Below are 13,033 nucleotides of genomic sequence, written 5' to 3'. Positions count from 1 at the left end.
TCTGTACGCCAGCAGGAAGCCCACTCCTGCCCGACGGAAGGTGAAGCCCGATGAAGGCACCCAAGCACTCGTTGCGGAAGATTGTCTCGTTCCTCAACAACCCCGAGGAAGACGGCGGCTTCTGGCTCCCCAACATCCAGCGCCCCTTCGTGTGGAGCGAGGAGCAGATATGCCGGCTCTTCGACTCCATCCTCCGCGAGTACCCCATCAGCACGCTGCTCGTGTGGAAGACGCGCAGCACCATCCGCCGCCGGCGCTTCATCGACAACTACCGGACGTCCTACAGCCACGAACTCAGCAAGTTCTACGTGCCCGAGGACGACAAGAAGAAGTGCCTGGTGCTGGATGGCCAGCAGCGCCTGCAGAGCCTCTTCATCGGCTTGAAGGGCAGCTACGAGGGCCGGGAGCTGTACCTGGACATCCTGAGCGGCCAGCTCGCCGCGCCGGATGACGTGAAGTACCGGTTCGAGTTCCGCCACGCCCAGGACTCCGCGTTCCCCTGGGTGAAGTTCAAGGACCTCGTCTACAGCACGAAGACGTCCCTGAGCGTCGCGCAGCACATCATCCGGAGCGCGGGCCGCGCGCTCACGCCCGAGGAGGAGGACCGCGTCTCCGAGCACGTCGCCCTGGTCTTCAAGTCCTTCCACTCCGACGACGGCATCGCCTACCAGGAGCTCGACAGCACGGAGAACGCCGACCTGTACACCGAGGAAGATGTCGTCGAAATCTTCATCCGCGCCAACTCCGGCGGCACGCGGCTGGGCAAGTCCGACCTCCTGTTCTCCCTGCTCAACGCGAGCTGGGACGAAGCGGATGCACAGATGGAGGACGTGCTGGAGCAGCTCAACCGGCACGGCTTCAAGTTCACACGCGACTTCGTCTTGAAGACGTGCCTGACGTTGCTCGGGCAGGGCGCGAGGTACGAGGTCGACAAGTTCCGCAAGCCGGACGTGCGCGAGAACATCGCGAAGCACTGGGATGACATCACCGGCGCGATGCTCGATGTGCTCGACTTCGTCCGGGGCAAGACGTTCATCCGGTGTGACAAGGCCATCCCCTCCTATCTGGCCCTCATCCCGCTCATCTACGCGCGCTTCCGCTACAAGGACGCCTTCCGGGCGGCGAAGAACGTCGATGCCTTCCTGCTGCGCTCCCTCCTGGGCGGCGCGTTCAGCGGCACCCCCGACCAGATGATTGACGCGCTGGTGGCGGAAATCGACCGGTCGCGGGACTTCAACACCGACGCGCTGTTCGGCGTGATGCGCGAGAAGAACCGCAGCCCGGAGATTGCGCCCGAGCGGCTGTGGACCATGGGCTACGGCTCCGACAGCATCCACCTGCTCTTCAACCTCTGGTACCGCGGCTTCAACTACACGCCGGCGTACGAGAACAACCTGCCGCAGGTGGACCACATCTTCCCGCAGAGCCTCCTCAAGCGGGCCAAGGTGGAGAATCCCCGCACGGGCCGACGGGACTTGATGCGCTATCGCGAGGCGGAGCGGAACCAGCTCGCCAACTGCATGCTCCTCACCGCCGAGGAGAACGGCGCGGGCGGCAAGAGCGACATCGCGCCCGTGCTCTGGTTGAGGGACAAGCCCGCGGCGTACTTCGCGCTCCACCTCATCCCGGCGGACCCCGAGCTGTGGAAGCTCGAGAACTACGAGCGGTTCATCGAGACCCGGAAGGCGCTCCTGCTGGAGCGGCTGGGCCCCATCGTGGGCCTCACGAGCGTGCGCCAGGACGTCGCGGCCTGACCCACGTTCAGCGGAAGGCCGCCGCCGAGGGCGGCCTCCGCCGTGCTTCAGCGCCCTGCCCCTCACCGCCGCAGCGCCGTCCCCCCGAGCAGCCCCACGGCGGACACCAGCGCCAGGGGGCTCAGCCAGTCGCCCCATGCCAGGGCGAGCGTCGGCATCGGGACCGTCTCTGGCACGCGCAGGGTGACACCGGCACGCTGGTTGTCGTCCACTTCCGTCACCACCGCGCCCGTCGTGTCGATGAGCGCGGACACGCCCGAGTTCGTCACCCGGACCTGGGGCCGCCGCGTCTCGATGCTGCGGAAGGCCGCGTGCATCAGGTGCAACCGGGGCGCGGGGGTGCCGGAGAACCAGGAGTCATTGGACAGCGTGAGCAGCAGCTCCGCGCCCTGCCGCACGCCCTGTGCGACGTATTCGGGGAAGATGGTCTCGTAGCAGATGAGCGGCGCCACCCGGAGCTGCCGCCCGTCGCGCAGCTTGAGGCTCACGGCCTGGGGGCCGGGCCCTCGCTTCCAGCGGCCCGTCCACGGCAGCCACTCGCGAAGCGTGGGTGTATCGATGAGGTCCGGCACCCACTCCGTCAGCGGGAAGAGCATCGTCTTGCGGTACGCGGCGCGTTCGAGCGGGCCCCCAGGTGACGACGGGCCCAGGAACACGGCCGCGTTGAATTCGCGCTCGCCCTCCAGGTCATAGGTACCGAACACGAGCGGCACGCCGCGCTCGGAGACATAACCGGCGATCTCCGCGTCCAGCTTCGCGCCCGTCTCGCTGCGGGGGGTCCCAAAGGGCGTGGGGTACACCGTCTCCGGCCACACCAACAGGTCCAGCCGCCCGTCACGCAGCAGCGCGTCCGACATCGCGTAATGCGTGTCGAGCACCATCCGCACGACCTCGTAAGCCCCCATCTCCGCCTTCAACTTCTCGTAGCGGGTGATGTTCGCCTGCACCGCGCCCACCACCAGCCCACCGTCGGCCCGTATCGCCGCGCGCGCCTGTGCATGCCGCGCGGAGCCATACGACGACAACGCGAAAACCAGCATCCCCAGCGCACACACGTGCTCCCGCGCGTGCCGTGCCCCACGGCGCCTCCAAGCACTCACCGCGGCGAGCACAAGCTCATTGCCCAGCAGCAACACCAGCGTGAGGCCCGGGGCGCCCGCCACGTCCGCGCCCTGCCGCATCGATTCGGATGCATAGAGCCCATGCCCCAGCGTGTCCGCGAAGAGCTTCGGCGTGATTCCCTCCACGCCCACGTACGCAAGCGTCCCCACCAGCGGCGGCAGCCACCCCTGCCCGTCCCGCGCCACGCGCCGCGCGGCGTACCGGGCCAGCGCGGCGGCGGGGAACTGGAGCTGGAGCACCGGCGCTACCAGCAGGAACAGCGCCCAACCGACCACCGTGGGCGCCTGCGAGTACGCCTGGAGCGCGCCCGGAAACCAATGAAAGACAGCCGCGGTGAACGTCACGCTGAGCAGCGCGCCCAGCCCCAGGGCCTCGCGCGCGGAGCGGGCCCGGTCCAGAGCCGCGAGCCAGGGCACCATCGCCACCCAGCCGAGCGCTACCCAGCGCGCCTCCAGCCGGGCGAACAGCGCGAACAGGACCGTGGTTCCCACGACCCCCAGCAGCGCCGTTCCCAGGTGCCAGCCGCGGTCCCCCTGCACCGGCACCTCAATCATTGCGAGGACGCCGCGCGCTCCGCGCCCTCGGGCAGCTCCAGCCGCTGGATGGGCATTCCCGGCGGAGCCAGCTCCTCGGGCACCAGCCTGTCAGGAGGCATGGGAACCGGCTGCCCATTCGCATCCGTGGGCTGGTGGTCGGGATGGAACATCAGCACGGCCGCCACGAGCTCGCCCGAGTCCGTGTACTGAAAATGGCGCACGTACCCAGGCGGCAGCTCGAAGTCGTCGGGGACGACGAGGCCTCGCTTGATGGGCTTCGTCCCAGGCTGGAAGAGCTGGATGCCCGTCGCCTGGGATTCCATGTCGGGCTCCTGGACCTCGGTGTCGGTGGCCAGCTCGGGCACGGGCTCGGCGACAGGCTGTGGTGCTGGGGCCACGACGGGAGGCGGCCGAGGCGCGCGGGCACGCGCCACGGGCGTCGGAGGCGGATTCGGCAACGGTGCCTCCGCCAGCGGCGGCGGCGCTTCCACCTCGATGCCGGTCGAGCCCCACCAGACACTCAAGCCAATGCACGCAAGCGTGAAGACACACGCGCCACCCACGAGCCACACACCCAGGCCTTTGCCCGTGCGAGCGGGCATGACGTGCGTGACACCATCGCTGTCAACGCGACGTTCCGGTTCAGGGGACTGCGGCCTCATGTTCGCGCGAAGACCTCCGGGCTGCGTATGCTACGGAGCCACTCCCCCCGAGGCAAACACAGCGCCTTCCGCTCACCCTCATGAGCTCTTCATCCCTGCTCGTCACCGATGCCCCCGGCGGCACGCCACCGACCGCCACCACGCCCGAGCCCGCTCGCTTCGTCGTGTACGCCTGGACACCCGGGCTGCGAGGGCTCGCGGTGGTGACGCAGCTCGCCGTGCTGGGAGCCCTGCTCCACTTCGCCGCGCAGCTCTGGACGGACATCTTCGAAGGGACACAAAGCATGCAGCAGCCCGTGCCCATCGCCATCGGGCTGGGGCTGCGAGTCGTTCTACCGCTCGCGTTCATCTCCGCGCTCCGCCGCAGCCGCCGGGCCACCGTGGACGTGGACACCCACCAGTGGACCCTGACCCTGCGCGGCGGCGCCCGGATGGAGATTCCCTTCGAGGCCGTGGCCGCGGTGCGCCCCTGGCGGCTGCCGCTCCCGGGCCCTGGCCTGGCGCTGCGGATGCGGTCCGGCCGCGCTTTCAGCCACGCGCTGGAGGTGGAGGACGCGGTGCCCCTGCTGAATGCGCTGGGCCAGCATGGAGCACCAGGCGCCGCGCAAGCCCATACGCTGGTTCGCTACGCCCAGGCGCGCCATGCCCTGTGGCGCCGGCGCTGGTACCACCTGCTGGGGAAGTTCGTGTTCTTCCCGCTCGTGCCCACGGCCATCCTCTTCTACTCGAACCAGGTCATCTCGTTTGGGAGCGCGCTGGGTGAGTACAAGATGTACGGACTGGACGCCTACCTGCGCTCGTTCGGCCGGTACTACGCGCCAGTCTCATTGCTCCTGCTGCTCTTCGCCTGCTTCTGGCGCGTCGTCGCGGAGGGCGCGTCGCTCCTGGCTGCGTGGCTTCTGCCAGCCTGGGCGCGCGGCGTGAGGCGTGCGGCGGAGTGGCTGTGCCGGCTCGTCTACTACGTGGGCATCCTCGCGTTGATCGGCGCGCGCTTCATGATGTGACGTGCGCGCCAGGCGCTGGAAACGACAGGGCCCCCGGTTCCCGAAGGCAACCGGAGGCCCAGGCACCGCGCTCACGCCCGTGGCGCGGACTCGGACATCGCTACGGCTGAGCGGGGTTGAACTTCGCGCTCTCCCAGCCCATGCGGTCGTGGCCAGTCCGGTTCCAGTTCGGGTTCTCGCCGGTGTAGGGGAGCGGGCCGCTGCCAGAGCTGGACATGGTGCCACCGGTGTAGGTCGGGTGGACGTTGTCCGACTGGATGTAGTCGTAGCTGGTGCTCGCGTTGACGAAGTGCGTGTTGGCGTCGCGCAGCGTGGAGCGCAGCGTGACGGAGATGCGCTGGACGTACGCCGCCTCGGACTCACCCGGGATGTAGCGGATGGCGGCGGAGTCCACCTGGCCATCGCCGTTGGAGTCATAATCCGCGGCCATGTACTCCGCGAACGAGTCCGCGCACTTGAAGCCGTAGCGCGCCGCCAGGTTGCACGCGCGCCAGTTGCTGCGCGCCAGCAGCGGCAGGAAGCGGTCCCGCTTGTTCACGACACGGCCCGTGGCGGAGTCCGTGCACCGGGTGTTCGCGTTGTCCGCATCGAAGCCCGGGTAGTAGATGTTGGAGATGATCTTCGTCGCGGTGGCGGGCGCGTACTGGTTGATGGCCTGCATCGCCCGCTCCATGTACGTGGTGCAGGTCGCCAGGGCGTTCTCCAGGACGCTGTAGTTACAGGTGCCCGTCTGGTCCGAGAAGGCGCTGCGCGCCTGGAGGTAGTCGTTGCCACACATCTCGAACATGACGACGCGGGTGTTGGCCGCCTGCATGTACGAGCGCTCGGAGACAATCTTGTTGTTGTAGATGTCGTCCGCCTTCGCGCCGGACTTGGTGCGGCGGATGACCTCCACGTCCGCGTTCCACTTCCGCGCCAGGTCCTCGCCCTGCACCACCGGCGCCGCGCGGCGGGCCACGTTCCAGAAGAAGACGGTACCGTTGTAGCCGGCGTAGATGGAGTCGCCGTAAGCCACCACGCGATACTTCGTCGACGTCGACGGCTGGTCGATGGTCCACGACGTGTTCTGGTTGAGGGTGCTCGCCATCGCGCTACCACCGACCGTGAAGGCCGCGCACATGGCAACGACGGACATCCCGCTGTGACGGAAAGACATGCCCCGCTCCTTTGGATTCCCGCTGGGGGGTTGTTGGGGGAGCGCAGGCTACATGGCGTCGATTGGCAAATCACCCCGAAACAAGAATAACGCACTAAGTCAGAAAGACTGGTGTTGCAATGACCTCCCCCCTCTTTGAAGCAGTGTCGTAAGAATGATGCGTGGTGAGTCTTTGACGCGGTGTTTCATCATGTTTCACCCAGGCCCGGAGTGTTTCACGTGAATCTTTCCCGTGGCACGAGAGCGCTGATGCAGTGGCTGCTCCTGGGGGGACTGGTGGGCATCGTGTGCGGTGTGGCGTCCGCGGTGTTCCTGTACCTGCTGGAGGAGGCCACACACTTGCGCGAAGGGCACCGGTGGCTCGTGTACGCGTTGCCGGTGGCGGGGCTGGCGCTGGGCGCGGTGTACGGGAAGTGGGGCGGGCCCATTCGCGGGGGCAACAACCTGGTGCTGGACACGGTGCACGCGAGCGACGCGCAGGTGCCGGTGCGCATGGCGCCCATGGTGCTGGTGGGGACGGTGCTGACGCACCTGTTCGGCGGCAGCGCGGGCCGCGAGGGCACGGCGGTGCAGATGGGCGGCAGCCTCGCGGACCTGGTGGCGCGGCGCCTCCGGGTGGGGCCGGACACGCGTCGCGAGCTGCTGGCGGCGGGCATCGCGGGGGGATTCGGCTCGGTGTTCGGCACGCCGGTGGCGGGCGCGGTGTTCGGGCTGGAGGTCGTCGTCGTCGGGCGCATGGGCTACGAGGCGCTGCTGCCCGCGCTGGTGGCCTCGGTGGTGGGCGACCTGGTGACGCGAGGCCTGGGCATCCACCACACGCCGTACCCCGCGCCAGCGCCGCTGCCGCTGACCGCGGGCGTCCTGGGGAAGTGGCTGGTGTTCGCGGTGGCGGTGGCCGTGGTGGCGGTGGTGTTCATGGAGCTGATGCACCGGCTGAAGAAGCTGCTGGAGCAGCGCGTCCCGGTGCTCCCGGTGCGGATGGCGCTGGGCGGCGTGGCGGTGCTGGTGCTGTGGCTGCTGGCCGGAACGGACGACTACCTGGGGCTGGGGGTGCCCGGCATCCTGCGGGCCTTCGAGGACCCGGCGCTGCCCGTGTCGGCGTTCGCATGGAAGCTCGCGTTCACCGCGGTGACGCTGGCCGCGGGCTTCCTGGGCGGAGAGGTGACGCCGCTGTTCTTCATCGGCGCGTCCCTGGGCAACGTGCTGGCGCGGCTGCTGGACCTGCCGCTGGACCTGGGCGCGGCGGTGGGCATGGCGGCCCTGTTCGCGGCGGCGGCGAACACGCCGCTGGCGCTGTCCATCATGGCCGTGGAGCTGGTGGGGGCAAATGTGCTGCCCCACGTGGCGATTGTCGCCACGGTGGCGTACCTGCTCACCGGGCACCGGGGCATCTATCCGTCACAGCGGATTGCCCGGCTGAAACATGGCGGCCCGCTGCTGGAGAAAATCGTGGCCCTGCGGGACTTGGTCCGTGAGGACCGAGCCCCGCCCTCCGGACCTGGAGGGCGGGACGGGGGCTGAGGGCTACGGCTCCGGGAAGTGGTAGACGTGGCCGTCGTCGCCGACGATCCAGAAGTCTCCCGCCGAGGTCATGGCGATATCTCGAAGTTGCACATTCGGAGCGCCCGGCGTGAAAACCGGAGCCTTTGCCCAGCCATGCGGAGTGAGCCGATGAAGCCGTCCTCCTGTGGCGTCATTGCCAACGATGTAGGCATTGTTCGAACCGGGCGCCCCAGTCACACTGACGTAGCCGACCAAGTCTCCCTCATGCGCCTGTACTCGCCCCCAGTCTAATGCCTGGCCGCTCCCCTTCATCACCAGGCCGCCATCCCCCACGGCGTAGATGAGGTTCGGATTCGCTGCCCATACCGCACGCAAGCCACCGTTGTAGCCCGATAGGTCCAGGAGATTCTGAGTCGTTGGGGTGCTCCAATTCGAGCGCGTATAGAGATTCACCGCCGGGGTCAGCGGTGTCGACTTGCCCGTCGAGCCCACCGCATACAGCGTGTCCTGACCGAGCGCATGAAGCCCCCAGTATCGTCCAGCCGATTCATGGCGCAGGGGATTGGCTGTCCACTCGTACAGATGCCCCAGGGTGGAGACCGCGAATATCTGTGGCGGATTTCCCACCCCGACGACACCCGAGAAGTAGTCATCGTTACCAGACAAATTGATCGGCTGGATACCGCCGCAGGAGCCACCATTGTGCTCGGCGAGCCAGCCGTCCTCGCCTGCCAGGGTGGCAAACCCGTTGCCAGGGTTGACCCATGCCGCGTGCCAGTCAGGCGTAAGGCCTGGAGGGTTTGTCGGGCGGCACCCGCTGGTTGTATTCGAGTCGTGACTCGCGAACTTCGACTCGGCATCCACCTTCACCGCGAGCGCGCCATCCATTCCCGCCACCCACACAGGATAGCCAGTGGGCCCCACAGCCACCGCCCTCCACTGGCGTCCAGCCAGCGCTGGCTCATCGGTGAGCGCCCTCAACTGGCCACAGGACATCAGCTCATCGACCTCGTCATCACAGTCGTTATCGAGGCCGTCGCAAACCTCCGTTGCCAGGGTATTCGCGGCGCTGTCGTTGTCATCGCAGTCCCGCACGTTCGCCACTGAGTTCGACGGCGGCGTCTCTCCCTCACACAACTCTGCGACCGGCGTGCCGCCCTTCATGCCCTCGCCATCTCCGTCCACGTCCGCGTAATACTGCGTTCGCGGATCGCCGATGCACTCCGTTCCGTTCTGCGCCGCATTGCAGGCATACATCCCGCCGCAAGCCTCCGTGCAGGGCGTGTTCAGCGCCTGCGGCCCCTCCTTGAACGGCTCGTCCTCTTCATCATCGCAGTTGTCGTCCTTGCCGTTGCACAGCTCCTGGGCATGCGGATAGGCCTCGGCGCGCTCGTCGTCACAGTCGCCTGAAACCTCGATATGCAGTTGGCTGGGCGGGTCACAGGCTTCCACGCCAGGGCCGTTGCGTCCGTAGCCATCCTGGTCCTGGTCCAGGTACCAGGTCCTCGTCAGCGCCCCCTGCTCCACCTGTCCATCGCAGTTGTCATCCCGGCCGTTACAGAGTTCGAGCGCCTCGGGATGAACGTCTCCTGCACCGTCATCGCAGTCAGTCCCCCGGTTCGTGGGCCCTCCCCGTGCAATGAACCCATCGCCATCTGCATCAACGGTGTCCAGATCTTCCAGGTGCCACTTCTTCCAGCCGGGGTCGGCGAGACTGAAGGTCTGCGTCCGCTCCTCGACCAACTGCGCTGCGGTGCAGCCCTTTTCAAAGACCTTGACCGTGATTCGGACGTCTCGCGTCCAGTCCGCCTTGCGGAAGACGACGACGTTCAACACAGGGTCCTCGGGGTTGAACTGGGCAGATTCCTTGAACTCTGCGAGCACGGTCTCCTCCGTACCGCCATTGGCCTCCACGGTGATGCAGCCCAAGCTGAACTTCTCGTGGTGGCCAATCCGGACATGGACCGCTGCCTCCCTCAAATCAGGCTCTTCCGAGTCCTTCTTGCAGGCCAGGAGCAGCAGGGGCAGGAGCAGGATGGCGGATTGACGCATGGGGGCCACTGTAACCCAGCCCCAGTCCCGACCTGCTCAGAAGCGAACTCACCCTGGAGTCCGCTGAAGTGAAAGGCCATGGACAAATCACAGCCGCAATGAACGAAAGGCACACCTCACGTGCCCTGGGCCTCAGGGCCGTGGCGTCACAACCCCCGAAGGCAAAGCCTCCACGCCGCGCTGGCGCAGCTCGGGCGAAGCGACCGCGAAGCCCTCCGGCAGCATCCGCAGGATGCGCTCCCGCCTTCGCTTCGAGCCCTCCAGCCGCCGCTCCAGCTGTGCCTTCTGCGCGCGGGTCTCCTTGTCCAGGGGCGCGGGGAGCGACGCCAGCAGCGCGAGCCGCTCTGTCACCGCCTCCACCTCCCGGTCGATGAGCACCGGCTGGATGTTCCTCGCCTCCTTGCGCGCCCGCCCCACCGCGTTGTTCTCAATCCACACCGGCAGCACCGCCACTTCATCCAACGTCACCGGCGCCCCCGGCGCGGGCCGCACCAGCGACAGGCGCAGCAGCATGGAGTCCCGCTTGTCTCCCCCCGTCTCCTGCGTCCCCTCCGAGTGCCGGTAGAACCGGTCCTGGTTCGACACCAGGTTGCCCAGCGAGAACGCGATGAGCCCCTTGCGCCCATCCGCCGTCTGGTACGACTCCAGCGGCTGGAGCACGTGCGGATGGTGCCCGATGACCGCCCGCGCCCCCGCGTCCAGCAGCGCCTGCCCCAGCGCGCGGTCCTCCGCCAGCGGCGTGGCCTTGTACTCCGTCCCCCAGTGCACCAGGACGATGAGCGCGTCGCATCGGGCCGCCGCCGCGCGCACGGCCTCCACGGCCTGCTCGGGGAGCAGCCCCCGCTGGGCCTCATGCTTCGAGTAGGGCACCAGCGCCACGTGCGGCGCCAAGGCATCCTTGGGATTGCTGAAGCCATTCAACAGCCGGGTGAAGGACAGGAAGCCCACCTTCACCCCACGCACGTCCACGAAGGCGGGCTCCCAGGCCGCGGCCTTCGACGCGCCCGTGCCCGCGTGGCGGATGCCCGCGGCCTCCAGGTGCCGCAGCGTCTCCAGGATGCCGGTGGGGTGCTGGTCCCGCGCGTGGTTGTTCGCCGTGGACACCACCTTCACGCCCGCCGAGGCCAGCGCATGCACCATGGCGGAGGGCGCGTTGAACAACAGCTCGCGGACAACGGCCTTCTTGTTGTCCGTCACCGGCGTCTCCAGGTTGACGACGCCCACATCCGCGGTGCGCAGGACGTCCGAGATGGGCCCGAAGACGTGGTCCCACCCCTCATGGTTGAGCGAGGGCGCCTTGCCACCTTCCGGCGGTGGCGCCCCGGTGCGCGCGTGCAGCCTCGCGACCTCCTTCACCTCGCCGTGGGGAATCACGTCCCCGCCAAACACCAGCTCCACGCGCGTGGGAGGGGTGGCGCACAGCAAGGGAAGCAGCAGCAGGACGGAGGCGGACACGCCTCCACACTAATCCAGACACCCGGCATCCCCGGAAGGGGTCCCGAGGCACCCGCGGACTACCGTTTACCCTTGTCGCTGCCCGCGTCACCCTCGCGGGGGTAGCCGCGTGCCTCGCGCGAGTTGCCCTCGTCGCCCCAGCGGTGGGCCTCGTTGGTGATCTCGCGGTCCTTCGCGTCACGCCGCTTCGTCTCCGGGTCGCTCATTGCTTCACGGAGGCAGTGACTCGGCTGCGAAGACTTGGACGGCGCTCGTGGCTTCGGCGTGCGCTTGTCGGCCATCGTTGGCACTCCTTCACGGCATGAGTTCCGCCCAAGGATGTGCACGAACCAACGATGGGACCAGCAGGGCCCGCCCGCCTGCTCGCGACGACAGGGGCCCGGGGTCACGCCGTCAACAGTGCGTGCGATGCATCCGTCCCCTGCCCCCGCGTCCCGCGCTACCAGGCCTGCTGGGAGTGTCCGCATGAACCGCGTGATGTCTGGCTTCTTCTGGATCAGCCTCTACCTCCTGGTCGTGCTGGTGCCCGTCTTCCTGATGCTCATCCCACCCGCGCCGTCCGGGCGGTCCTTCTGGCTCGAGCTCTCGGTGGCCCTGGGCTTCGTGGGGCTCACGCAGATTGCCATGCAGTTCGTGCTCATCGCGCGCTTCAAGCGCGTCACGGCACCCTACGGCATCGACATCATCCTCCAGTATCACCGGCAGATTGCCATGGTCGCCGTCTGCCTCGTGCTGGCGCACCCGCTCATCATCGTCATCGACAACCCGTCGCGCCTGAAGCTGCTCAATCCCCTGGGCGGCAACTGGGCCAGCCGCTGCGCGCTGCTGAGCGTGCTGGCGCTCGCCGTCCTCGTGGTGTCCTCGCAGTTCCGCGAGCGGTTCAAGCTCAGCTACGAGCGCTGGCGCCTGCTGCACATGCTGCTGGGCGTGGCGGCCATCGTCTTCGCCCAGCTCCACGTCTCCATGGCGGGCCTGTACACGAACACGCCGTGGAAGCACGCCATCTGGGTGGTGACGTCCGCCGCCATGGTGGCCCTCGTCATCTACCTCCGCGTCCTGCGTCCGGCGTGGCAGCGCAACTACCACTGGCGCGTCGCCGAGGTCCGCCCCGAGCGGGGCGATACGCACTCGCTGGTGCTGGAGCCGGTGGGCAACCACGGCATGCGCTTCGCTCCGGGACAGTTCGCCTGGCTGAAGCTGCGGGGCACGCCCTTCACCCTGGAGGAGCACCCCTTCAGCTTCTCCTCCAGCGCCGAGCGCACGGACCGGCTGGAGTTCGGCATCAAGGCGCTGGGCGACTTCAGCGGACGCATCGGAGATGTCCCCAAGGGCACGCGGGCATTCCTCGACGGTCCGCATGGCGCCTTCAGCATCGATCGCTATCCGGCCGTCGGTTACGTGTTCATCGCAGGCGGCGTGGGCATCACCCCCGTCCTCTCCTTCCTGCGCACCATGGCGGACCGGAAGGACCCTCGGCCCGTCACGCTCTTCTACGCGGACAAGGACTGGGACAGCGTGGCCTTCCGCGAGGACCTGGCCGAGCTGGAGAAGCAGCTCGACCTCCACTGCGTCTACGTCCTCAAGAAGCCCACCGAGGACTGGGACGGCGAGCGCGGCAACATCACGGGCGAGGTGCTCGACCGGCACCTGCCGAAGGAGAAGTTCGCGCGCTTCTTCTTCATCTGCGGCCCGCCACCCATGATGGCGGCGGTGCACGAGGCCCTCCAGGAACGCAAGGTCCCCGAGGCGCATATCCACCTCGAGAAGTTCAACCTCGTCTAGGCAGGAG

At 67.8% G+C, this 13,033-nt stretch carries 10 protein-coding genes; 4 read left to right on the top strand and 6 right to left on the bottom strand.

Going from position 1 to position 13,033, the window contains the following annotated elements; all coding sequences use genetic code 11:
• Positions 1-50: 50 nt before the first annotated feature.
• On the top strand, positions 51-1,754 hold the full coding sequence (locus VZL07_RS15065) for a GmrSD restriction endonuclease domain-containing protein (protein ID WP_426756230.1): 1,704 nt from the start codon (positions 51-53) through the stop codon (positions 1,752-1,754).
• Positions 1,755-1,816: 62 nt separating this feature from the next.
• Here VZL07_RS15065 and lnt read toward each other — a convergent pair whose 3' ends face one another.
• Positions 1,817-3,430, bottom strand: a complete 1,614-nt coding sequence (lnt, locus tag VZL07_RS15060; RefSeq protein ID WP_426756229.1) for an apolipoprotein N-acyltransferase — start codon at positions 3,428-3,430, stop codon at positions 1,817-1,819.
• The gene (locus tag VZL07_RS15055) at positions 3,427-4,014 is read right to left on the bottom strand and encodes a hypothetical protein (protein ID WP_426756228.1); all 588 of its coding nucleotides are present in this window, start codon (positions 4,012-4,014) and stop codon (positions 3,427-3,429) included. Before VZL07_RS15055 ends, lnt begins: the two co-directional genes overlap by 4 nt.
• Positions 4,015-4,154: 140 nt before the next feature.
• On the opposite strand from VZL07_RS15055, the gene VZL07_RS15050 reads away from it, so the two are divergent.
• Complete coding sequence (locus VZL07_RS15050) at positions 4,155-5,078, top strand: hypothetical protein (RefSeq protein ID WP_426756227.1); 924 nt, start codon at positions 4,155-4,157, stop codon at positions 5,076-5,078.
• Between the two features lie 100 nt (positions 5,079-5,178).
• On the opposite strand, the gene VZL07_RS15045 is transcribed toward VZL07_RS15050, so the two are convergent.
• Complete coding sequence (locus tag VZL07_RS15045; protein WP_426756226.1) at positions 5,179-6,234, bottom strand: SGNH/GDSL hydrolase family protein; 1,056 nt, start codon at positions 6,232-6,234, stop codon at positions 5,179-5,181.
• 219 nt (positions 6,235-6,453) lie between these two features.
• Here VZL07_RS15045 and VZL07_RS15040 point away from each other — a divergent pair, with 219 nt between their 5' ends.
• Positions 6,454-7,755, top strand: a complete 1,302-nt coding sequence (locus VZL07_RS15040; protein WP_426756225.1) for a chloride channel protein — start codon at positions 6,454-6,456, stop codon at positions 7,753-7,755.
• A 3-nt stretch (positions 7,756-7,758) separates the two neighbouring features.
• On the opposite strand, the gene VZL07_RS15035 is transcribed toward VZL07_RS15040, so the two are convergent.
• The 3 genes from VZL07_RS15035 to VZL07_RS15025 form a co-directional block, all read right to left on the bottom strand.
• Positions 7,759-9,789, bottom strand: coding sequence for a putative metal-binding motif-containing protein (locus VZL07_RS15035; RefSeq protein ID WP_426756224.1), 2,031 nt, complete (start codon positions 9,787-9,789; stop codon positions 7,759-7,761).
• Between the two features lie 132 nt (positions 9,790-9,921).
• Complete coding sequence (locus VZL07_RS15030; RefSeq protein ID WP_426756223.1) at positions 9,922-11,244, bottom strand: CapA family protein; 1,323 nt, start codon at positions 11,242-11,244, stop codon at positions 9,922-9,924.
• 59 nt (positions 11,245-11,303) lie between these two features.
• The gene (locus VZL07_RS15025) at positions 11,304-11,525 is read right to left on the bottom strand and encodes a hypothetical protein (protein ID WP_426756222.1); all 222 of its coding nucleotides are present in this window, start codon (positions 11,523-11,525) and stop codon (positions 11,304-11,306) included.
• Between the two features lie 184 nt (positions 11,526-11,709).
• On the opposite strand from VZL07_RS15025, the gene VZL07_RS15020 reads away from it, so the two are divergent.
• Complete coding sequence (locus VZL07_RS15020; protein ID WP_426756221.1) at positions 11,710-13,026, top strand: ferredoxin reductase family protein; 1,317 nt, start codon at positions 11,710-11,712, stop codon at positions 13,024-13,026.
• Positions 13,027-13,033: the final 7 nt, after the last annotated feature.

It is taken from the genome of Pseudomyxococcus flavus (genome assembly GCF_050038885.1).
Lineage (GTDB): Bacteria > Myxococcota > Myxococcia > Myxococcales > Myxococcaceae > Myxococcus > Myxococcus flavus.
The sequence above is the reverse complement of the archived record's forward strand: the minus strand, read 5'-3'. Positions and strand labels throughout refer to the sequence as shown.

Bases quoted from the DNA above. Each gene is read 5' to 3' on its own strand.
- VZL07_RS15065 (WP_426756230.1), top strand. From the start codon at position 51: ATGAAGGCACCCAAGCACTCGTTGCGGAAGATTGTCTCGTTCCTCAAC.
- lnt (WP_426756229.1), bottom strand. From the start codon at position 3,430: ATGATTGAGGTGCCGGTGCAGGGGGACCGCGGCTGGCACCTGGGAACG.
- VZL07_RS15055 (WP_426756228.1), bottom strand. From the start codon at position 4,014: ATGCCCGCTCGCACGGGCAAAGGCCTGGGTGTGTGGCTCGTGGGTGGC.
- VZL07_RS15050 (WP_426756227.1), top strand. From the start codon at position 4,155: ATGAGCTCTTCATCCCTGCTCGTCACCGATGCCCCCGGCGGCACGCCA.
- VZL07_RS15045 (WP_426756226.1), bottom strand. From the start codon at position 6,234: ATGTCTTTCCGTCACAGCGGGATGTCCGTCGTTGCCATGTGCGCGGCC.
- VZL07_RS15035 (WP_426756224.1), bottom strand. From the start codon at position 9,789: ATGCGTCAATCCGCCATCCTGCTCCTGCCCCTGCTGCTCCTGGCCTGC.
- VZL07_RS15025 (WP_426756222.1), bottom strand. From the start codon at position 11,525: ATGGCCGACAAGCGCACGCCGAAGCCACGAGCGCCGTCCAAGTCTTCG.
- VZL07_RS15020 (WP_426756221.1), top strand. From the start codon at position 11,710: ATGAACCGCGTGATGTCTGGCTTCTTCTGGATCAGCCTCTACCTCCTG.